We start from the raw sequence: 19,288 nt of genomic DNA, 5'->3' as shown, positions 1-19,288 counted from the left end.
ATTTGCAAGGCTTTTCTTATCTCATTTCAAGTTCTATGGCATTGGGATCTACGAAAGAGTAGCCTTTTTCTTCAAGCTGCGTCAGCAAGGTTTCTAACGCTTTCACCGTCCAAGGCAGCTCATGCATCAATATATTGCTTCCGTTATGCAGCTGCTTCATGACGTTCTCAATGACTTTGCCGGAGTCATTTTTTTTATTGGTCATTTCCCAGTCCAGAGAACCGTTAGACCATGTCATATAGAGCATCCCATTGCTCTTGATTTTGTTTTTCAGGTAATCATTGCCGGATCCGAATGGAGGTCGGAAAAATTGCGGCGCTTCTCCAATCAGCTCTTTAACGATTTTCTGTACATCGTCCACTTGCTGATCTGTTTTTTCCTTGTTCATATCTTTTAAATTATCGTGATCCCACGCATGATTCCCAACGATGTTTCCGCTATCGTGAACCAGCTTGACAAGCTCAGGCTTCTGCTTGATTCGGTATCCGTTCATGAAGAAGATGGCTTTCGCCTTATGTTTGTTTAGCGTGTCAATGAGAGCTTGGTTCATCTCTTGTTCTTTGGGACCGTCATCAAAGGTCAAGAGGACCACTTTTTTGTTCCCGTTCGGATCGTTAGGCACAATATCATAATTTTTGTTCATATGATATTCCTTCTTAACCTCTTGTTGAACAGGCTTCGTAGGCTCAGGCGTTGGTGTCGGAGTTGCAGTTGGCGTAGGTACTGGAGTTGGGGTTGTCACCGTTGTTGCTGCCGGCACGGAAGATGAACTTGCAGCCGCTGCCGGGCCTTTGCTGGGCTGATTATTACTGCATGCTGCAAGCAGTATCATGACACTAATTAATAATACACTGGCTTTATTTGTTGTCATTTTTAGGTTCTCCTCATGTTGATAACTAGTTGATCTCATCTTATAGTACCACATTTTGATGATCTCATATCTCCTTTGTTTTCCTCCTGATTTGGCGTATGTCGACGAACGAACTCGCGCAACCTATAGAGGATTCATACTAATTTGCATGGAGGGAGACCCAATGAAAATAGGTACATTTTTGTTAGGTGGTATTGCCGGTGCTGCAGCGGTCGTCTATCTGAATCGTAAAAGCAAGTCCATGTTGTTCTCAGCATTCAGTTCGTCCAGTGAATCCATGGGCAAAGTAGTTGATAAAGCGAAGGATACCTTCACAAGTAAAACCTTCAACAGCACCTCCACAGCACCTAAAAGCTTCACGAATTCGGGAGCCAGCAACTTGACGCAAGTGGAGAAAATCGTCAAAGAGGATCCTAGCTTGAAAGCTACGGTAAACGAGATCTTAAGCGAAAATAAGGAAAATACATCAAACATCCAATAAAGCAAGCTTAAGGCGCAGTCAGGCATACCCACGGGGCCGGCTGTGCTTTTTCTTTTATACATAACTTAACGCGTGCATTTGGAATCATTTAATGTTAACATGGTAGGTGAAAACGATTAAAGGATACATGTCCAATTCGTGCTCACGGACTCACCTTTTTTTCTTTGTTATCATATTCTGTTGTAATAAGATGACCATGCTTTCGATGCAAGCTTTCCTGTCGGAAAGCTCAAAGGAGGATCCTATCATGAAAATAGAACGCTTAAGTCAGGATAAGATACGGATTTTCCTAACATTCGATGACTTAACTGAACGCGGAATTCAAAAGGACGATATGTGGAGAGAAATCCCCAAAGTACACGAATTATTCAGTGAAATGATGGATCAAGCCTATTCCGAGCTCGGATTTGACCCGTCCGGCCCACTTGCTGTCGAAGTATTTGCACTTCCGGCGCAAGGCATGGTTGTTATTGTAACCAGAGGAAAACTTGATTTATATGCGAATTCAGACGCATATGACGATCAAGAAGCTGAAGAAGTGTATGAAATGGAAGTAACGCTTGAACAAAGCGATCTGATTTCCTACGCATTCCGAGATTTTGAAGATCTGTTGCGTGTATCCAAAGTAATTAATCCCCTTCTGATGGAAGGCGGTACCCTGTATTCTTACAAAGGGAAATATATCTTGCAGCTTGAGCCTGTAGATCTCGAAGATACGAAGTACCAAGCGTTAATCGCATTCTTGTCTGAATTTGGAGAAGCAGCCTCGGTTACGCAAGCAGTACTGGAGGAGTATGGGAAGACCATTATCGCAGATGATGCTGTGAAGGTCCTTTGCCGACACTTCAAATAATCCTTCATTCTTGCTTTTTTATTGTAGAATGAAACAAGCATCTTCAAAAACAACTGTTTTTGTTGGTGCTTTTTTTAGTTGAAGCAGCTACCTAGAGAGAGCATTGGGGGAACTTACATGACAAACATTGAACGCAAACAATTGGTGCCCACTTTGGCTGCTGTGGATTTGGACGGTTTGCTAGGCTATTACCAGAAGCAGATGAGAGAAGAGGCTTATTTTTATTTGCATAAAAGGGGCATCACGGAGGAAACCGCGCAGCAATATCGCATGGGCTTTGAAATCGGGAAGATTGGTTTCTATGTAGATCAGAATCAACTTGGAGATTACTTTGAGCATCGGGTAATTGTCCCGATTCGTAATTATGAAGGAGAAATTGTTGATCTCATTGGACGTTCTATTGACAATAGGGAGCCTAAATATAAAGCTTTATACGGCTTGGATCAATATCTGTTTAATTACTCGGCCTTGGAAGAATCGGATGAAGTCGTATTATGCAATGGCATATTTGATGTCTTAACATTGAATCAGGTCAAAGTGCCGGCTATTTGTGTGCCAGACTTCGGAGTATTCAAGGAACAACACCTTGCCCTTTTTGCTGACAAACGTGTCTATATCTGCATGGGGAATGATGAATCCGGCCGCAGGGAATCCACGCGAATAGAAGCCCTTTTACGAGAACATGGGAATGAAACCTATATTATTAGTTTACCCGAAACAATTCGGGATATTAATGATTTGTTTGTAAGAGCCCAGAACCCGGCGGAGACTTTTCTATCGCTGGTCAGCCAGTCTGTCGAGGAAGCTACCTTGGCTCCCGTTGCGCCGGATATTAAGAATAGTACCGTATATTTGGAAGAATATATGAAGCGATTCCGCGGCCAAGTAGCTAATTTGCGTACAGGCTTTGCCAAGTTGGACACGCAGCTCTTCGGTGGCTTTGGGAATGGACTTTATTTGCTTGCCGGTGTTGGAGCTGTTGGCAAGAGCATGCTGTTGAAACAAATCGCGGATCAGTTGGCTGCAGACGGAACGCCGGTTGTTTTTGTATCCTGGGATATGACGAATTTTGAGTTGTGGTCCCGCAGCATTGCACGTATTATAGGAGTAGAACCGCAGAAAGTGCTTGGAGGGAAAGTTGACCCTGAGCAGGTGGCTGAAGCGAATAAACAGTATGCAAAAATAAGCAAGATGCTTTGGATGGTGGAATGTACGATGGATACTACGCTTGATCAAGTGGCAGCATCTATTGAACGAATCGCCGTTAACGTTGGCAAAGAGCCGGTTATTTTCATTGATCATTTGCAGCGCATTCCGGTAACGAATGGGAAGTCGCCGCTAACCTGGCAGCAGCAGCAGGCTGCTATTGCCTATACGCTTAAGCAATGGTCAAGGGAATGGAATTGTCCCATCATCGCTGCGACAGCTATTGAACAGGGGCAAGATAATGTTCCTGATAGCGTGCAGGCATCTGCTGACGTGGTTATGATTATGCAGCCTATGAAGTCGGATGACGAGCAGCAGCAGGCCATTTCACTTGTTTTGACGAAGAATCGCAACGGAACGATAGGGAATATCCCGCTTATTTTTCATAATGATCGTGCTCTATTTACAGAATAATTCATTAAAAAGGGGGACTGTATGTTGCAAATTCTGCCGATTATTCTGGCAGCCGTAGCGCCAGGTCTCTCGCTGCTTGCCTACTTTTATCTGAAGGACCGATATGAGACGGAACCGATTCATTTGGTCATTCGAATGTTCGTGTTCGGTTTTCTGCTTGTATATCCCACGATGGTGCTGCAAAACGCTTTTATCAAGGAAATAGGCGAAGGTAATTTTATCACCGCTTTTTTCCTTTCTGGCGGGATTGAAGAATTTCTAAAATGGTTTGTCATCTATCATATTATTTTCAAGCACAAAGATTTCGACGAGCCTTACGACGGAATTGTTTATGCAGTTGCGGTAAGCTTGGGGTATGCGACGTTGGAGAACATTATTTATGCTTTTCTGAACGCCACATCCTTCTCAGCCCTAATGATCCGCGCCTTGCTTCCAGTATCCGGGCATGCTCTGTTTGGGGTAATGATGGGCTACTATTTGGGCAAAGCCAAATTCATTCCGCATAAGGCGTCACGCTATTTGTGGATCTCTCTGCTGCTGCCGATATTCTGGCACGGATTGTTTGATTATATTTTACTTGTTTTCAAATCGAACTGGATTTGGATTATGATTCCGGTCATGGGTTATCTCTGGATGCGGACCATCTGGCGTGTCGATCGCGCGAATGCCCATTCTCCGCTTCGCGTCGTGACGACGGAGGAGAAGATTAAAGTCAGTTAAATTGGGTCATAATGGACGGTATAGATGGCGATTCCTGGAAGAAGCCAGGGACGACCGGGAGGGTATACATGTCCACAACACGAGTGAAAGTGAAGATCCGCTGTCGACAATGCGGCGAGAAGTTTGTGCTGAAAGGCAAAAGGGATAAAGGGAAGATCGAAACGGGATTCCGGCAATGCATTTGCAGCAATGAGCATGATTTTGAAATAGAAACAGAAGATTAGTGAGGGGCCATTCTTTCAGAATAGGCCTCTTTTTGTTGTCATTTCTGCATAAACCTGACTTTCCACGTAAAAACTAAGCGCAAGTTTGGGAATGAAAGGAGCAGTCGCGTGTATAAAAGATTAAGTATTGTTATGTTTCCATTCCTTTTGCTAGCCGTAATTGGCGCATCTGTATGGGGGTACTTAGAGCACCAGGAGAAGAATACGATTTTGATTAAAGCAGAAAATCAATATCAGAGAGCGTTCCATGATCTATCCTTCCACGTAGACAAGCTCCACACCGAGCTCGGCAATACGCTGGCCGTGAATGCGACGTCGGAGCCTTCTTATCGAAAAGGATTGGTCAATGTTTGGCGGTTAACAAGCCAAGCTCAAAGCGATATTACACAGCTTCCATTAACATTGCTGCCGTTTAACAAGACCGAGGATTTCTTGGCGAATATGGCTAATTTCTCCTATCGCATGTCGGTTCGGGATATGACGAAGCAGCCGCTTAATGAACAGGAGATCAAAACGCTGTCAGCACTGTACGATCATTCTGCGGAAATTACGAAGGAAATTCGCGGCGTCCAGGATAAAGTCATCGCAAACAATCTGCGTTGGATGGATGTGGAAATGGCTTTGGCCTCCGAGAAGGAAACGCGTGATAATGCGATCATTGATGGCTTCTCAAGCGTTGATAAAAAAGTTGGAGCTTATGAAGAATTAAATTGGGGTCCAGGCAATTTAACGCTTCTTTCCAAAAATGATGTGAAAATGCTATCCGGCAATAACATGACAGCCGATGAAATTAAACAGAAGGCTGCTACATTTCTTGGAGTAAGCGATACTGCGGCTATGAAAGTGGTGGAGAATGGCGGCAGCGCGCCAGAACTTCAAAGCTTTAGCGTCATCCTGCCGGCTGCTCAGGGCAATGAAAATGATACCCAGCTGGATTTCACCAAAAAGGGCGGGCATCTCATCTATTTTATGAAGCCGCGAACTGTTCAAGCTTCGAAGTTTGATCTTAGACAAGCACGCGATATTGCCAACGAATTTCTAGATCAACATGAATATAAAAATATGAGTGCGGTGAGTTATGATCAATATCAGAACACCGCTAATATTATTTTCGCCAAGCGCGAAAAGGATGTGACCATCTATCCGCAGCAAGTAAGCGTTAAGGTTGCTTTGGATACGCTGGAAGTAACGGGTGTGCAGGCTACGGATTATATTTATGGCCAAAAGCAGCGAAACTTGGGCCAACCTAAGATTTCTGCGGCGGAAGCCCGCAAACAGCTCAGTCCCAATATGAAGGTGACTAGCGAGACTTTGGCGATTATCAAAAATGACTTAGATGAAGAAGTGCTGTGCCACGAATTCATCGGTACTATGAACAATAACATTTATCGTGTTTATATGAATGCCGATCTGGGCGGACAGGAGAAAATTGAAACGATCCGCCCTGAACAGGCAGAGGCTGCCTCTGGTGCAGCTAAGAAATAGCGAGAAAGAAGCTGGTTTATCCCCCAGCTTCTTTTTTTTTGCTATCATAATTAAAGTGGCGTGGTATAATTGTGCCATATTATCTCACGGAGGTGCAGAAATTGCTTCCCAAGGTCAACCAGATTTTGCATATGAATATTAATAGCATTGATGATGAAGAGGCCAGAATTGAATACAAATCCCGAATTGCTGATGTTACGGAAAATGAATTAGTTATAGAAATTCCGTTGAATGAGAAGACAGGCAAACTTAAGAAGCTGTATCAAGGTGATGAGCTTAGTACGTTTTTCTTAGGGGAAGGGGGCGTGAAGTATTACTTCACAACTTCTGTCGTCGGGTATAGGGAAGACGTGATTCGTCTAGTCGAATTGCGTAAACCAACGCTTGAATCGATTACGCAAATTCAGCGCAGAAATTTTCTGCGGGTGCTTGCTGAGCTTGAAATTGCCGTGAAAATGTCGGACCAAATTCAGTTTATCGGTGTTACCGACGATGTAAGCGGAGGAGGTATCTCATTTATCTGTGATGGACAAGTTCCCATCGGGATGAATGCGGCTATTTCCTGCTGGATTCTGGCGCCATTCAAAAATGGCAATATTGAACATATCCCATTCAGTGGTGAAATCGTTCGTATCAAGCAGCTCGAATCAGGCAAGCAGCTGGCGATGGTTAAGTTCGTTGATATTGCCGATCGTGAGCGTCAAAAATTAATTCGTTTTTGCTTCGAAAGACAAATGGATTTCCGCAAAAGATAATAGGCATGAGAAGCTCAAGGTATGGACATACTAGCAGAAAATATGTCTATGCGAGCAGGTGAGGCGTCTCATGTCTTCGGAACAAGAACATAAATCCTACGAGCAGCTGTTTATCCTTTTCTCTGCCAAAGTAGAGAAAGTGATCATTCGGACAACGCTCGTATTTTTCATTTTATTGATTTGTGCGCAGGCTTTGCTGCAAATTCCGTATATTCGCAAACATTTTACACGTGTCGAGCCGTTGGAGGGAAAGCCTTATATAATGCCTCATTCAGGCGATGAAGAGCGCTCCTAAAGACACTCTAGTGCTCTCTTGCATAGGTCCAAGTTTTGCATATACCATAGTAGTGTGATATAATTTGAATTAATTAGCAGGCAGTGCCTGCTTTTTTGTTCGTAAGGTACTGTAAAGTATTGTTGGGAGGAACAGCAGCTTGGAAAAGTTCAATATTGCCATAGATGGTCCTGCTGGAGCCGGTAAAAGTACCATTGCACGGTTAGTTGCCGGAGCACTTGGTTTCGTTTATGTGGATACAGGAGCCATGTATCGAGCAGTAACATGGAAAGTACAGCATGAAGGGCTGCAACCTGAACAAGAAAATGAAGTAGCTGCTATGGCGAATCGCATGCAGATTGAGCTTATTCCTCGCGAAGAAGGACAGCAAGTGATCGTGGATGGTGTCGATGTGACGAAGGCAATTCGCACAACGGCCATTACGGACTATGTTTCCTTAATCGCAAGCTATGGAGCTGTACGTCAGCTTCTTGTAACACTGCAGAAGCAAATGGCTATATCCAAGGGTGTTGTGATGGATGGCCGGGATATTGGCACACACGTGATGCCGGATGCAGAGATCAAGGTCTTTCTGACAGCTAGCGTGGAGGAACGAGCCGAGCGTCGTTTCAAAGAAATGCAGGAAAGCGGCACAGGCAGCATGACTCTCTCCGAACTGGAGCAAGACATCGCTAGACGCGATCAATTGGATCAAGATCGAGAGATATCACCGCTTAGGCGTGCTCATGATGCTGTGCTAATGGATAGCACCTCAATGACCATTGAGGAAGTTGTGGACGAAATACTTGGGCTTTGTAAAGACAAAGTCGGAGGTGGCAAATAAGATGCTGTATCGCATCGGCAGGGCCTTGTTTCGTTTCATGTTCACTGTATTTTTCCGTATGCGTGCCATAGGCACGGAGAATGTGCCTGCAGATGGGGCCGTTGTGCTTTGCGGGAATCACACGAGCTTATTGGATCCGCCATTACTAGGTACTCCGCTCAAGCGCATGGTACATTTTATGGCCAAAGCCGAGCTGTTTGATATCCCAGTCCTTGGTTCCGCTATTGCCAAAGTTGGCGCATTTCCTGTGAAACGCGGTGGCGTTAGCAGAGAATCCATCCGACTTGCCGTGCAATTGCTTCGCGACGGTAACATGCTGGGCGTATTCCCGGAGGGATCGCGCAACAACGCCGGTGGCATGGGCAAGAAGGGCGCAGCCAGTCTTGCACTTAAATCCGGAGCTGCTGTCGTTCCTGTAGCGATTATTGGCACTTATACGTTATTCCGACGCATGACGATCGTGTATGGAAAGCCACTCGATCTCAGCGCATATGCGGGAGGAAGCTCTGAAGACTTGGAGCTGGCAACCGAAGCCATTATGAAGGAAATTCGCCGGTTACATACCGCTTATAGCAAAGGTTAGCAACAATGTATGGAATCGAAAGCTTGGAATTATACTATCTTTAAAGCGAATGGAAGTTATTGTTTTGTTTGAAACAGAGTAGAAGCTAATATCCTGCTTTGTGACTTATAAATTATTTATTGTTGGTTGTAATTAGAGGAGGGTAATCCCATGTCAGATGAAGTAAAAGTTGAAGATCAAACCCAAGAAGTTCAAGAAGCACAAGAAACAGCCGTATCGCAAGCAGAAGCAGAACACGCACTTAACAATGTGCCGGTTCTTAAGAAAGGCGCTACTGTAAAAGGCAAAATCGTTAAAGTAGACGCAGATCAAGCCTTCGTGGATATCGGTTACAAATACGATGGTGTTATCCCGGTTAAAGAGCTTTCTTCCGTAAGCTTGGACGATGCGGGTCAAGCTGTCCAATTGGGTCAAGAGGTTGAACTTAAAGTCGTTTCAATCAACGATGCGAAAGAAACTCTTGTATTGTCCAAACGTGTAGTCGATAACGAAAAAGCATGGGAAACATTGCAAGGTCAATTAGACAGCAAAGAAGTTATTGAAGCAACGGTATCTGAAGTTGTTAAAGGCGGACTTGTTGTTGATATCGGCGTGCGCGGTTTCGTACCGGCTTCCATGGTTGAGCGTCAATTCGTTGAAGATTTCTCTTCTTACAAAGGCCGCACTTTGCGCCTGCGTGTGAAAGAAATCGATCGCGAGAAAAACAAAGTCATCCTTTCCCAAAAAGATGTATTGGATGAAGAGTTCGAAGCGAACAAAAAGAAAATCATCGAAGGACTTCAAGTTGGTCAAGTACTGGACGGTACAGTTCAACGTTTGACGCAATTTGGCGCGTTCATTGATATCGGTGGTATCGATGGTTTGGTTCATATTTCTGAACTGGCTTGGCACCACGTAGAACAAGCTTCTGACGTAGTCAAAGAAGGCGACAAAGTAAAGGTGCAAATCCTTAAGCTTGATCCTTCCAATGATAAAATCAGCTTGAGCATCAAAGCGACTCAAGAAGGCCCATGGTCCAATGTTGAGCGTGACTTCAAAGCTGGCGACATCGTTACAGGTACTGTGAAACGTCTTGCAGCTTTCGGCGCATTCGTTGAAGTAGCTCCTGGTGTTGAAGGTTTAGTGCACATTTCCCAAATTGCACACCGTCACATCGGCACTCCGCATGAAGTGTTGAAAGAAGGCCAAGAAGTTCAAGTGAAAGTCTTGGAAATCAACACAGCTGAGAAACGTGTTAGCCTAAGTATCAAAGAAACAGAAGATGCTCCAGAAGCTCCAGCTGGCGCAGCTGCTCCAACAGCTGGCAAACCAGACAGAGAAAGACAACCAAGAGGCGATCGTGACCGCGGTAACAGCGCAAGTCATCAAAAAGAAATCGCTGGTAATGAGAATGTTTCCCTGAGCAATCAAGGACTTTCCATGACACTTGGCGAGCGCTTTGGCGATAAATTAGCTAAATTCAAAAAATAATAGAGTGATTCCATACTTCTTAGGGGGACCATAAGGATGCGCATCTCACGCAAAATGGAACATGTCCATTACGCGCTGGAGCTTGGTCAATCTGGGCAGCAGGGGCTGTCAGATATCAAGCTTGTGCATAACTGTCTACCTGAGACTTCGACGGATCATATTGCATTAACCACCCAAATCGGCGACCTCATTATGAGTTCGCCGATTTTGATTAATGCCATGACAGGCGGCGCTCAGGAAACAGAAAGCATTAATCGCGAGCTAGCGATTGTGGCAAGAGAGAAAGGGATGGCGATGGCTGTCGGCTCCCAAATGTCAGCGATTAAGAACAGCGAGGTGGCATCCAGCTACCAAGTTGTACGTCGCGAGAATCCGAGTGGCATCGTGTTTGCGAATTTGGGCAGTGAGGCTTCCGTGGAACAAGCTGTTCGAGCCGTCGATATGATTGAAGCGAATGCGCTTCAAATTCATTTGAATGTGATGCAGGAGCTCATCATGCCGGAGGGAGATCGCAGCTTTGTCGGGATGCTGGGGCGTATTGAAGCCATTGTCCGGCAGGTGCCTGTGCCGGTCATAGTGAAGGAAGTAGGCTTCGGCATCTCCAAGGACAATGCCAGACAATTACACAATATCGGCGTCCGTGTGCTCGATGTTGGAGGCTCAGGCGGCACGAATTTCGCCGCGATTGAGAATGCCAGACGTCCGGCCGCGATGGACTGGCTGAACGATTGGGGGACACCGACCAGCATCTCGCTTCTGGAGGCGTTGTCGGTGTATGCGCGAGGCTCAGTTATCGCCTCAGGCGGCATTACGAACGCTTTGGAGGCAGCCAAAGCGTTAGCGTTGGGAGCATCAGCCGTTGGAATGGCAGGCGCGTTCCTGAAGGTGCTGCGCAGCGAGGGCGTGGATGCGCTGCACCGATTTGCGGACGAGCTTCATCATGGACTTATACTTATCATGACAGCCTTAGGCACAAATACGGTTCAAGCATTAGGGAACAGCCCGGTTGTCATTACGGGTGAGACGGCAGAGTGGTGCCGGGCCAGAGGAATCGACTTAACTTCATATGCAAGATAATGCCAACCGGAGTAAATAATCGGAATATTGCCATACTAAGGATCAGATAGAGCTTCTCTCCGCCAGACGGAGCAGGAGCTTGAACGATCCGCAGGCAGTTCAGTGACAGCATGATGTCATCAGAGCAGCCTATGCCTTGTAGGGTGGTTAGATTATGAACTCCGGTTATTTGTCGCTTATTCTCCTTAGCATCACGATGATCTTGTTTGCCAGCGGTTGGAAAGACCTGTATGTCAGAAGGATATCGCACAAAGGCATGCTTCTTTTTTTTGTCTCATGGCTTGTTTTATCCAGATTGGCAATAACCGTTCGCCACGTCCATGTGCAGTTGGTTTATGTAGAAGTTTTTCTGATCAGTCTGGGAATTCTCTATGCAACTCGAGGTTTTATACATAAGCTTCATTTGCTATCCATCGGTTTGCTTCTTGGATCTTTACATTTCTTATTGCAGCAGCTGCTCGAAATGGATCCCATCCTCATCGTGCGAAATTCGCAGTGGGATATTGCATTGTTGCTAGCAATGGTCGTTGTTATTTTGCAGCGCAAAGCCAGCGATCAGATTGCTGCCTTATCCATTGGTTATTTGCTTGGTGATATGTACCAGGCGGGAATTCACCCAGTGAATGGCTATCATCAATTGGGGAACGCAATGTTTCAAGATCAGTGGTGGTTGTCGGTCTTTGCAGCGCGTACAGTGACGATCATCGTTCAAGCCGCCTATCAAGGATGCCGCAGTGCGATAAGAAATTGGATGGAGCGCAAAGGAGGGTGGCGTAAGTAAATGGACTGGTTTTACTCGCATCGCTACACGATTGGTATTGTGATAGGGGTCATATTTGGCATTCTCGCAAGGCTGAATATGCTCAGAACCGATTACCGGCAATACCCTACCTATCCTCATGGCAAAATTATTCATATCTCCTTGGGGGTCATCGCGGCTGGATTAGGCGCAGTGGCCGTCCCGGCTTTGCTTGACAAAAATTATACGGCGGTTACCTTCCTTTCTCTAGCGGCTCAGCAGTTCAGGGATGTCCGCAATATGGAGCGGCAAAGCTTGTCCAAAATAGATGAACTTGAACTAGTCCCCAGAGGTGCGGCATATATTGAAGGCATAGCAATGGTGTTCGAGGGGCGAAATTATCTCGTTATTTTCACCTCGTTTTTGGCCTCGTTGTTCAGTATCTTGTTTCCATGGTATTGGGGAATAGCAGCAGGTCTTATGTCAATTTGGATGGCTAACTATTTCAAGTCAGGCAATAAATTAGGCTCTATTGCTGACATTGAATCGGTCGCGCTTAGGATGGATGGACCTGATTTGTTTGTCGGCAATATTTACATCATGAATGTCGGGTTAAAGGATAGCAGGGACAAAATTGTTGAACACGGCCTCGGTTTTCTGGTCAAACCCAAAAATCGGAATGCACGTGTGACCTTAGCGAATTTAGGTCAAAGACAGGCGATACTTCACGATATGTCCACCTTATTTGGCGTTTACCGCGATGAAGGCGAGCCCTCATTAAGACCGATGGCGAAGCTGGATATGAATACGGGAACCATTGGCGTTTTTCTGCTCTCGCAAGAGAAAGATATAGAGAAGACGACCACCGCTCTTCATCGGGTCCCTGTTCTGGAAAGCGCAGTACGCATGCCTTCTGAAGCCGGAGTAAACAAAGGGAAGGGGAATTGATGCAGGGTGGCGCAAATTGTTGCAATCGTGACGTTAATGAAGGATAAGGTGGCTGGCGGTGCCCCCATTTTCGTGGTAGATCAAGAAGAGGATCTGCAAAAAGTGTCATTTTCACTTGAGAAAATATTGGATGCGAACGCCCACGATTTGAAAAATGGCACGATGATCTTGGTCAAGCATACATGAAAGTTGATGTAAGCTTGCGCTCTTAGGAGCGGAATCTCAAATGAGATTAGCCAAGCCGTGTCTTTTTTGTTATGATGTAAGTTGCGTATTTTTCCGTGGCTGATCATGGAATTCGAAGGAGTGAATGAGAAGTGGCTAGACCTGTTCTTGCAATTGTTGGCCGACCGAATGTCGGCAAATCCACCATTTTTAATCGAATCGTTGGCGATCGTCTTGCGATTGTGGAAGATAAACCTGGTGTTACTCGTGATCGTTTATATGGAGTTGGGGAATGGCTGAATACGTCATTCAGCGTCATTGATACAGGCGGTATTGAAATTGATGGCGAAGATGCGATTCTTAAGTCTGTGCGTATCCAAGCGGAGCTTGCGATTGAAGAAGCGGATGTTATTGTATTCATGGTAGATGCCAAAGCAGGCGTTACCCCTTCAGATGAAGAGGTAGCTCAATTGTTATTCCGTTCCAAAAAACCAATCGTGCTGGCTGTTAATAAAGTAGATAACCTTGCACGTCAAGATGATATCTATGAATTCTATTCTCTTGGCTTTGGAGATCCTGTTGGGATTTCAGGTTCCCATGGGATTGGAATCGGCGATTTGCTCGAAGTGGTTTGCAATCTGTTCCCGGATAAGAAAGACGATGAATATGGCGAGGAAGTTATTAAATTTGCGCTGATCGGACGTCCGAATGTCGGCAAATCGTCCATGACGAATGCGATACTTGGCGAAGAGCGTGTCATCGTAAGTGATGTGGCAGGCACAACGCGTGATGCCATTGATACGCCTTTTGAGCGAGATGATCAGAAGTTTGTTATCATTGACACAGCTGGTATGCGCAAAAGAGGCAAGGTTTATGAAAATACAGAGAAATACAGTGTGATGCGCGCTATGAAGGCGATCGAGCGTGCGGATGTTGTGCTTGTTGTCATCGACGGCCAAGAAGGCATTATCGATCAAGACAAGCATATCGCTGGTTATGCGCACGAAGCAGGAAAAGCGATTGTCATTGTCGTAAATAAATGGGATATCGTGGACAAAGACGATAAAACGATGCAGCATTTTACACAGACGATCCGTGATCATTTCCTATTCCTGAGCTATGCTCCGATTGTATTCGTTTCAGCGAAAACAACGCAGCGATTGCATAAATTGCTGCCTGTCGTCATTCAAGTGGCAGAAAACCACTCCTTGCGCGTGGCGACTCATTTACTGAATGATGTTGTTTCTGATGCGGTTGCTTATAACCCGCCGCCAACGGATAAAGGGAAACGTCTGCGCATCAATTATGTCACGCAAGTGGCCGTTAAACCTCCTGTCTTTGTACTATTCGTGAATGAGCCTGAGCTCATGCACTTTTCATACGAGCGGTACTTGGATAACAAAATTCGTGCTGCCTTTGGTTTCGAAGGGACACCGATTCGTATCTTAAGCCGCAGAAAGTCTTCGGACAAAGAATAAGGAGATGTTGTAGCTTGCTTTTACTTTCCATAATAACAATTGTAGTGGGTTATTTATTAGGCTCCATAAGCTTTAGTTATTTATTCGGGAAATGGTTTAAAGGCATTGATATCCGCAAGCATGGCAGCGGTAATGCAGGAGCAACGAATACGCTACGTGTGCTGGGCAAAGGTCCGGCAATTCTGGTGTTGCTTCTTGACGGCTTCAAAGGAGTTGCCGCTGTCTGTTTGGGGATGTGGGCAGCTTCTGGGCCGGATGACATTTGGGTTCGCGTGTTGTGCGGGTTAGCGGCTATTGTAGGTCACAATTGGCCTGTTTTTTTTGGGTTCCGAGGTGGAAAAGGCATAGCAACCACTATCGGTGTTATGGCGACACTTTGTTTCATCCCAACGCTCATTGCAGGTCTGACAGCTATTGTGATTATTGCCATTACGCGTTTCGTCTCACTCGGTTCCCTGATTTTAACGGCACTTTTACCTTTCCTTATTTGGGGGATGGACCGACCTATGCCTGTTTTGTGGATTAGTATTTTGTTGTGTGCGTTTGCATTTATGCGGCATCGAACCAATATTGTGAAATTAATTCAAGGTAAAGAGAACAAGCTGGGTCAAAAAAGAGCATAGCCTGAAAACTCTTAGGAGGGATTACCGTGTCAAACAAAGTATCGGTACTTGTGGCTGGAAGTTGGGGAACGGCGCTTGCCTCGGTACTGGCGGATAACGGGAAGCAAGTCCTGTTATGGTCTCGTAACGAGGAGCAAGTGCAAGAAATTAATACAAAACATACGAATCATCGGTTTCTCCAAGATGTCGAGTTATCACCACTGATTGTCGCTACGCATTCGCTGCAGGAAGCTGTTGAGGATGCGGACGCCATTGTCATGGTCGTGCCCTCAGCCGGAATGCGAGACGTTGCTGCGCAAATACGTCCATTCTTGAAGAATGACGCGCTGATTATCCATGCGACCAAAGGCTTCGAGACAGGCACGCTCAAACGGATGACAGAAGTGCTGTCCGACGAGCTTCCGGAGCATGATCCCAAACGGTTCGTTGTCTTATCAGGGCCTAGTCACGCCGAAGAAGTCATTCAGAAACGTCCGACTACGGTTGTAGTCGCGGCTGAAGACTTGGAAGCTGCCGAAGCTGCCCAAGATTTAATGATCAATGCTTATTTCCGCGTCTATACGAATCCGGACGTAGCCGGTGTAGAAATTGGCGGCGCGCTCAAAAATATAATTGCGCTTGGAGCAGGTCTCACTGACGGACTTGGCTTCGGTGACAATGCCAAAGCTGCGCTAATGACAAGAGGCTTGGCCGAAATCGCTCGCTTAGGAGCGACAATGGGCGCCAATCCATTGACGTTTGCTGGTTTGGCAGGTATCGGGGACTTAATTGCTACGTGCACGAGCCAGCACAGTCGGAATTGGCGAGCAGGCAACAAATTGGCGAAGGGCGTTCCTCTTGATGAAGTGCTCAAGGAGATGGGCATGGTCGTTGAAGGCGTGAAAACAACGAAGGCAGCCTATGAGCTGGCACAGCGATATGATGTTGTGATGCCTATTACGAATGAGCTGCATAATGTTCTTTTCGAAGGGAAATCGCCGCAATTGGCTGCACAGGATCTGATGGGCCGCGTACGGACGCATGAGATTGAAGAGGTTGCCGTGGAGACAACAACAAAAGTATTCAAGTAGCCTACACCAGATTCTTGCCGCATTCATACTATACCTTATAAGCTTTGCGATTAAGAGGTATAGGGAGGCGGCACATTTGTCGAATAAAGATATGTCGAAGGACATCCTGAATGTGGTCAAGAAGAAAACAGGGAAGTCCGTTACACCCAAAGATATTGAGAAATTGGCAAGCGGTGTGAAACCTTCTACATTGCAAAGTGAGACCCAGCTTCGTCAACTGATCAAGCAAGTCTCAGGTTTAGTCAATGTCAAGGTTTCCGAAGAGACGATCAATGATATCGTTCAGGCTGTCAAAAGCAGTAAGCTGGATACGAATAATATGCAGCAGCTCATGAATATGATGATGGGTAAAAAATAAGAGCATAAAGGGGAGCTTGCTGCCCTTTATGCTTTTTTTCTCATCCTATGCTATACTTACTGGTGATCAATTTTAATGTTTTCTACATAAGGAGTTATGAACAATGTCAAGTTTAGACAAAATGTGGGCGTCTTTTGTGGCCATCGGTCTCATGGTTGTTGCGTCATTATTAATCTCTTATGCAAGAACACGAACCCAAGGGGCACTTCGTGTCGTTTTATCCTTCATTGCTTTCATTTTATTTATTCCGATTTTACTTTATATGCTGCTATCATTGTTTTAACTTTCTGGAGGCGAATAACCGATGTTGGAACTGAAAACGCGCAAAACACAGAAAACAGTTGAGGTGGTAACCGGATTAACGATTCTGGACCATGCGCTCAAAGATGATGTGGATTGGGGATTTTCGTGTACACGGGGCACATGCGCCAGATGCCGTTGTTATGTAGCCTCGGGTCGAGACCTGCTTTCTGTGCCTTCGGAGGAGGAAGAAGATCGACTGGAGCCTGAGGAGTTAGAGCAAGGGTATCGTTTAGCTTGCCAGTGTGTCGTGAAACAAGACGGCACGATTTCTGTGACGCATAAGCCTTATTTCTAAAATTTCTGCCTGAAAGGTGTGGGCATCTTGGTCCTGCTAGAGCCGTTACTCCCAACGATTACGACCATTCAGACTCAATTATTGCAAGCTCCTCACGTACGATGGCTCATCGGTGGAAGCTGCGGATTGCTTTTACAGCATGTAGATATTGGAAGAAGTCCAAGAGATCTGGATCTGTATGTGGATTATCAAGACGTCACAGCTGCACATAGCTGCTTACAGCCTTATTCGGTAGATGTACCGATGTATAATGAAACGCCAATCTATGCGTCGATTCTAAGTCATTACATAATCGATGATAATGCCGTCGAGCTCGTAGGAGATTTCAAAGTGAAGGCGATGCAATCCGCCTATCAGGTTGAAGCTTCTTATTTGTGGGAAGCTCACAGCCAAACGGTTCAAATAACTGGTCACCATGTGAGGTTGATGCCGCTGGCTCATGAGCTTCTTTTTAATTTGCTGCGAAATCGCCCTGACCGCTATGAAGCTATTAGGCATACGATGCTTGCAAATCCAGGGCTGCATATGCCGGTATTAAACGACCTCTTGCAAAGAAATAGCTGGGGAACGGAGTTCCAACACAGATTGGAACAATTAATGAAAGACTCACTTCGCTAACAGTTTGATGCGATAAGAAGGTGAATGGGATGAATGCTACAGAAGTGCATTTTTGGCCGGACAACAAGAAGGTTACGGTCAGGTCAGGCACAACTTTGCTGGATGCAGGGCGTAAAGCGAAAGTGAACATACGTACGCGCTGCGGCGCGAAAGCGGCATGTCTCATGTGCAAAGTCAAAGTGACCGATTCCAGCGGCTTAGCACCGATGAACATCAATGAACGGTTGAAGCTTGGCTCACAGGCTGACGAGGGCTACCGGCTGGCTTGTCAGGCGAAGGTGATAGGACCTGTACAGGTTACCGTGCCTGAAGACCCTCTAAAAGCAGCCATACGGGCTCAGCTTGCAAGACAACATGAAGATGACGATTTATTTTAGAAAAAAAGATAGGATGATCATTAGTGAAAATATGGCGAAGCCTCTTCCAAGTCAGACTATTGGGGCTCACGATATGTCTGGTACTGCTTCTGGGCGGATGTGCATACCCTCAAGAATTACGCAAAGAAAATCAGATTAACCCCGCGGAATTCATTACAGTCGTGCAGCAAGCGATTGATCTGTATCATGAGAAAACCGGTGTTTTGCCCATTAAGAATAGTGAGATGACGACACCGCTTTACGAGAAATACGTCATTGATTTTGCCAAGCTGAAAAAAACAAATCTACTTAGCACGGTACCGGCCAATGCTTTCGAGAGCGGGGGTATCTTCATCTATGTGCTTGTTGATGCGGAAACTAAACCGACCGTGAAGCTGATGGATTTATCAGCCTATCAGAGTGTAGAGGACGTTCAAAAAAAGATAAATGACTATAAAGCCAAACACGATGGCAATTTGCCAGAGGGCGTGGCTATCAATGATGCTTTTGAATATGTTGATTTTGCTCATCTTGGTATGAAAGCACCTGATATCAAATCCGTGTACAACCGCAAAAACATCATTTCTTATATCGTAGATAAACAAACTGGCGATGTATCGATTGACTATGCCATGGATATTATGCAGCTCATTCAAAGCGGATCGCTGGCTGGCAGCCTTAAGCCTAACCAGGATTTACGCGAGATTCTGGTGACCAAAACGCTATTCGTTCCAATCCGGAGTACGGCTTATTTATGGCAAAAGGAGCAGCCCATGCCGCAGATTGCCCCGTAATCCCAACCTCTTACAGAAATCTTGTAAGAGGTTTTTTTGCTTTTTCAGAATATCTGCTAGCTGTCTATCATATATTTTTTCAATGTGGTGAGACTTTGGTCTAAGATTAAAGTCCCTGGTTATGGTTCTATAAGGAAAGCCGTATGTGCTTCATAAAATATGAGCGGCAAAAAAAAGATCTACGCATCTATCATATTTCTATCGAAAGTACATATATTTCTTACTAGTCCAAATGAATGTACGAGTAGTCAATTGTTACCGTCACATGAGTCAGTTGACGACCA

General features: G+C 45.5%; 25 protein-coding genes. 24 read left to right on the top strand and 1 reads right to left on the bottom strand.

Going from position 1 to position 19,288, the window contains the following annotated elements; translation table 11 throughout:
- Nucleotides 1–16: 16 nt before the first annotated feature.
- Complete coding sequence (locus HQN90_RS02145; protein ID WP_173215992.1) at nucleotides 17–871, bottom strand: polysaccharide deacetylase family protein; 855 nt, start codon at nucleotides 869–871, stop codon at nucleotides 17–19.
- 163 nt (nucleotides 872–1,034) lie between these two features.
- On the opposite strand from HQN90_RS02145, the gene HQN90_RS02140 reads away from it, so the two are divergent.
- The 24 genes from HQN90_RS02140 to HQN90_RS02025 all read left to right on the top strand — a co-directional run bounded on the left by HQN90_RS02140 (nucleotide 1,035) and on the right by HQN90_RS02025 (nucleotide 19,004).
- Nucleotides 1,035–1,352, top strand: a complete 318-nt coding sequence (locus tag HQN90_RS02140) for a hypothetical protein (protein WP_173215991.1) — start codon at nucleotides 1,035–1,037, stop codon at nucleotides 1,350–1,352.
- A gap of 247 nt (nucleotides 1,353–1,599) precedes the next feature.
- A complete protein-coding gene (locus HQN90_RS02135; protein WP_173215989.1) occupies nucleotides 1,600–2,205 on the top strand; it encodes a genetic competence negative regulator in 606 nt (201 codons plus the stop codon).
- 117 nt (nucleotides 2,206–2,322) lie between these two features.
- On the top strand, nucleotides 2,323–3,825 hold the full coding sequence (locus HQN90_RS02130; RefSeq protein WP_173215987.1) for a DnaB-like helicase C-terminal domain-containing protein: 1,503 nt from the start codon (nucleotides 2,323–2,325) through the stop codon (nucleotides 3,823–3,825).
- 24 nt (nucleotides 3,826–3,849) lie between these two features.
- On the top strand, nucleotides 3,850–4,545 hold the full coding sequence (gene prsW / locus HQN90_RS02125) for a glutamic-type intramembrane protease PrsW (protein WP_173216481.1): 696 nt from the start codon (nucleotides 3,850–3,852) through the stop codon (nucleotides 4,543–4,545).
- A gap of 68 nt (nucleotides 4,546–4,613) precedes the next feature.
- Entirely contained in the window at nucleotides 4,614–4,769 is a 156-nt protein-coding gene (locus tag HQN90_RS02120; RefSeq protein ID WP_167388004.1) for a hypothetical protein, read from the top strand.
- A 108-nt stretch (nucleotides 4,770–4,877) separates the two neighbouring features.
- Entirely contained in the window at nucleotides 4,878–6,254 is a 1,377-nt protein-coding gene (ypeB, locus tag HQN90_RS02115) for a germination protein YpeB (protein ID WP_173215985.1), read from the top strand.
- A 92-nt stretch (nucleotides 6,255–6,346) separates the two neighbouring features.
- Complete coding sequence (locus tag HQN90_RS02110; RefSeq protein WP_326071344.1) at nucleotides 6,347–7,009, top strand: flagellar brake protein; 663 nt, start codon at nucleotides 6,347–6,349, stop codon at nucleotides 7,007–7,009.
- Between the two features lie 70 nt (nucleotides 7,010–7,079).
- On the top strand, nucleotides 7,080–7,304 hold the full coding sequence (locus HQN90_RS02105; protein ID WP_173215981.1) for a hypothetical protein: 225 nt from the start codon (nucleotides 7,080–7,082) through the stop codon (nucleotides 7,302–7,304).
- A 139-nt stretch (nucleotides 7,305–7,443) separates the two neighbouring features.
- Nucleotides 7,444–8,127, top strand: coding sequence for a (d)CMP kinase (gene cmk / locus HQN90_RS02100; protein ID WP_173215979.1), 684 nt, complete (start codon nucleotides 7,444–7,446; stop codon nucleotides 8,125–8,127).
- Between the two features lies 1 nt (nucleotide 8,128).
- Nucleotides 8,129–8,710, top strand: a complete 582-nt coding sequence (locus tag HQN90_RS02095; RefSeq protein WP_173215977.1) for a lysophospholipid acyltransferase family protein — start codon at nucleotides 8,129–8,131, stop codon at nucleotides 8,708–8,710.
- A 150-nt stretch (nucleotides 8,711–8,860) separates the two neighbouring features.
- Nucleotides 8,861–10,180, top strand: coding sequence for a 30S ribosomal protein S1 (gene rpsA, locus HQN90_RS02090; RefSeq protein ID WP_173215975.1), 1,320 nt, complete (start codon nucleotides 8,861–8,863; stop codon nucleotides 10,178–10,180).
- A gap of 36 nt (nucleotides 10,181–10,216) precedes the next feature.
- On the top strand, nucleotides 10,217–11,257 hold the full coding sequence (gene fni / locus HQN90_RS02085) for a type 2 isopentenyl-diphosphate Delta-isomerase (protein WP_173215973.1): 1,041 nt from the start codon (nucleotides 10,217–10,219) through the stop codon (nucleotides 11,255–11,257).
- Between the two features lie 154 nt (nucleotides 11,258–11,411).
- Nucleotides 11,412–12,038 (top strand): YphA family membrane protein, encoded by a 627-nt coding sequence (locus tag HQN90_RS02080; protein WP_173215971.1) that lies wholly within the window; start codon nucleotides 11,412–11,414, stop codon nucleotides 12,036–12,038.
- Nucleotides 12,039–12,944, top strand: a complete 906-nt coding sequence (locus tag HQN90_RS02075) for a YIEGIA family protein (RefSeq protein WP_173215969.1) — start codon at nucleotides 12,039–12,041, stop codon at nucleotides 12,942–12,944.
- 6 nt (nucleotides 12,945–12,950) lie between these two features.
- Nucleotides 12,951–13,130, top strand: coding sequence for a capping complex subunit for YIEGIA (locus HQN90_RS02070; protein WP_079409647.1), 180 nt, complete (start codon nucleotides 12,951–12,953; stop codon nucleotides 13,128–13,130).
- Between the two features lie 131 nt (nucleotides 13,131–13,261).
- A complete protein-coding gene (gene der, locus HQN90_RS02065) occupies nucleotides 13,262–14,587 on the top strand; it encodes a ribosome biogenesis GTPase Der (protein ID WP_173215967.1) in 1,326 nt (441 codons plus the stop codon).
- 14 nt (nucleotides 14,588–14,601) lie between these two features.
- The gene (gene plsY, locus HQN90_RS02060) at nucleotides 14,602–15,210 is read left to right on the top strand and encodes a glycerol-3-phosphate 1-O-acyltransferase PlsY (RefSeq protein WP_216855160.1); all 609 of its coding nucleotides are present in this window, start codon (nucleotides 14,602–14,604) and stop codon (nucleotides 15,208–15,210) included.
- Between the two features lie 26 nt (nucleotides 15,211–15,236).
- Entirely contained in the window at nucleotides 15,237–16,280 is a 1,044-nt protein-coding gene (locus HQN90_RS02055; protein WP_173215965.1) for an NAD(P)H-dependent glycerol-3-phosphate dehydrogenase, read from the top strand.
- A gap of 91 nt (nucleotides 16,281–16,371) precedes the next feature.
- The gene (locus HQN90_RS02050; protein WP_079409700.1) at nucleotides 16,372–16,638 is read left to right on the top strand and encodes a stage VI sporulation protein F; all 267 of its coding nucleotides are present in this window, start codon (nucleotides 16,372–16,374) and stop codon (nucleotides 16,636–16,638) included.
- Nucleotides 16,639–16,741: 103 nt separating this feature from the next.
- The gene (locus HQN90_RS02045; RefSeq protein ID WP_079409650.1) at nucleotides 16,742–16,921 is read left to right on the top strand and encodes a DUF2768 family protein; all 180 of its coding nucleotides are present in this window, start codon (nucleotides 16,742–16,744) and stop codon (nucleotides 16,919–16,921) included.
- 21 nt (nucleotides 16,922–16,942) lie between these two features.
- On the top strand, nucleotides 16,943–17,236 hold the full coding sequence (locus tag HQN90_RS02040; protein ID WP_173215963.1) for a 2Fe-2S iron-sulfur cluster-binding protein: 294 nt from the start codon (nucleotides 16,943–16,945) through the stop codon (nucleotides 17,234–17,236).
- A gap of 27 nt (nucleotides 17,237–17,263) precedes the next feature.
- Entirely contained in the window at nucleotides 17,264–17,854 is a 591-nt protein-coding gene (locus tag HQN90_RS02035; RefSeq protein WP_173215961.1) for a hypothetical protein, read from the top strand.
- Between the two features lie 29 nt (nucleotides 17,855–17,883).
- Entirely contained in the window at nucleotides 17,884–18,231 is a 348-nt protein-coding gene (locus HQN90_RS02030; RefSeq protein ID WP_173215959.1) for a 2Fe-2S iron-sulfur cluster-binding protein, read from the top strand.
- A 23-nt stretch (nucleotides 18,232–18,254) separates the two neighbouring features.
- Complete coding sequence (locus HQN90_RS02025; protein WP_338042265.1) at nucleotides 18,255–19,004, top strand: hypothetical protein; 750 nt, start codon at nucleotides 18,255–18,257, stop codon at nucleotides 19,002–19,004.
- Nucleotides 19,005–19,288: the final 284 nt, after the last annotated feature.

The sequence above is a fragment of the Paenibacillus alba genome, from assembly GCF_013204855.1.
GTDB classification, from domain to species: Bacteria; Bacillota; Bacilli; order Paenibacillales; family NBRC-103111; genus Paenibacillus_E; species Paenibacillus_E alba.
Note: the sequence above shows the minus strand (reverse complement) of the source record. Positions and strands in the feature narration are given on the sequence as shown.

What these genes read in the sequence shown, in the direction of transcription:
- HQN90_RS02145 (WP_173215992.1), bottom strand. Translation starts at nt 871, where the DNA reads ATGACAACAAATAAAGCCAGTGTATTATTAATTAGTGTCATGATACTG.
- HQN90_RS02140 (WP_173215991.1), top strand. Translation starts at nt 1,035, where the DNA reads ATGAAAATAGGTACATTTTTGTTAGGTGGTATTGCCGGTGCTGCAGCG.
- HQN90_RS02135 (WP_173215989.1), top strand. Translation starts at nt 1,600, where the DNA reads ATGAAAATAGAACGCTTAAGTCAGGATAAGATACGGATTTTCCTAACA.
- HQN90_RS02130 (WP_173215987.1), top strand. Translation starts at nt 2,323, where the DNA reads ATGACAAACATTGAACGCAAACAATTGGTGCCCACTTTGGCTGCTGTG.
- HQN90_RS02120 (WP_167388004.1), top strand. Translation starts at nt 4,614, where the DNA reads ATGTCCACAACACGAGTGAAAGTGAAGATCCGCTGTCGACAATGCGGC.
- HQN90_RS02105 (WP_173215981.1), top strand. Translation starts at nt 7,080, where the DNA reads ATGTCTTCGGAACAAGAACATAAATCCTACGAGCAGCTGTTTATCCTT.
- HQN90_RS02095 (WP_173215977.1), top strand. Translation starts at nt 8,129, where the DNA reads ATGCTGTATCGCATCGGCAGGGCCTTGTTTCGTTTCATGTTCACTGTA.
- rpsA (WP_173215975.1), top strand. Translation starts at nt 8,861, where the DNA reads ATGTCAGATGAAGTAAAAGTTGAAGATCAAACCCAAGAAGTTCAAGAA.
- fni (WP_173215973.1), top strand. Translation starts at nt 10,217, where the DNA reads ATGCGCATCTCACGCAAAATGGAACATGTCCATTACGCGCTGGAGCTT.
- HQN90_RS02080 (WP_173215971.1), top strand. Translation starts at nt 11,412, where the DNA reads ATGAACTCCGGTTATTTGTCGCTTATTCTCCTTAGCATCACGATGATC.
- HQN90_RS02075 (WP_173215969.1), top strand. Translation starts at nt 12,039, where the DNA reads ATGGACTGGTTTTACTCGCATCGCTACACGATTGGTATTGTGATAGGG.
- HQN90_RS02050 (WP_079409700.1), top strand. Translation starts at nt 16,372, where the DNA reads ATGTCGAAGGACATCCTGAATGTGGTCAAGAAGAAAACAGGGAAGTCC.
- HQN90_RS02045 (WP_079409650.1), top strand. Translation starts at nt 16,742, where the DNA reads ATGTCAAGTTTAGACAAAATGTGGGCGTCTTTTGTGGCCATCGGTCTC.
- HQN90_RS02040 (WP_173215963.1), top strand. Translation starts at nt 16,943, where the DNA reads ATGTTGGAACTGAAAACGCGCAAAACACAGAAAACAGTTGAGGTGGTA.
- HQN90_RS02030 (WP_173215959.1), top strand. Translation starts at nt 17,884, where the DNA reads ATGAATGCTACAGAAGTGCATTTTTGGCCGGACAACAAGAAGGTTACG.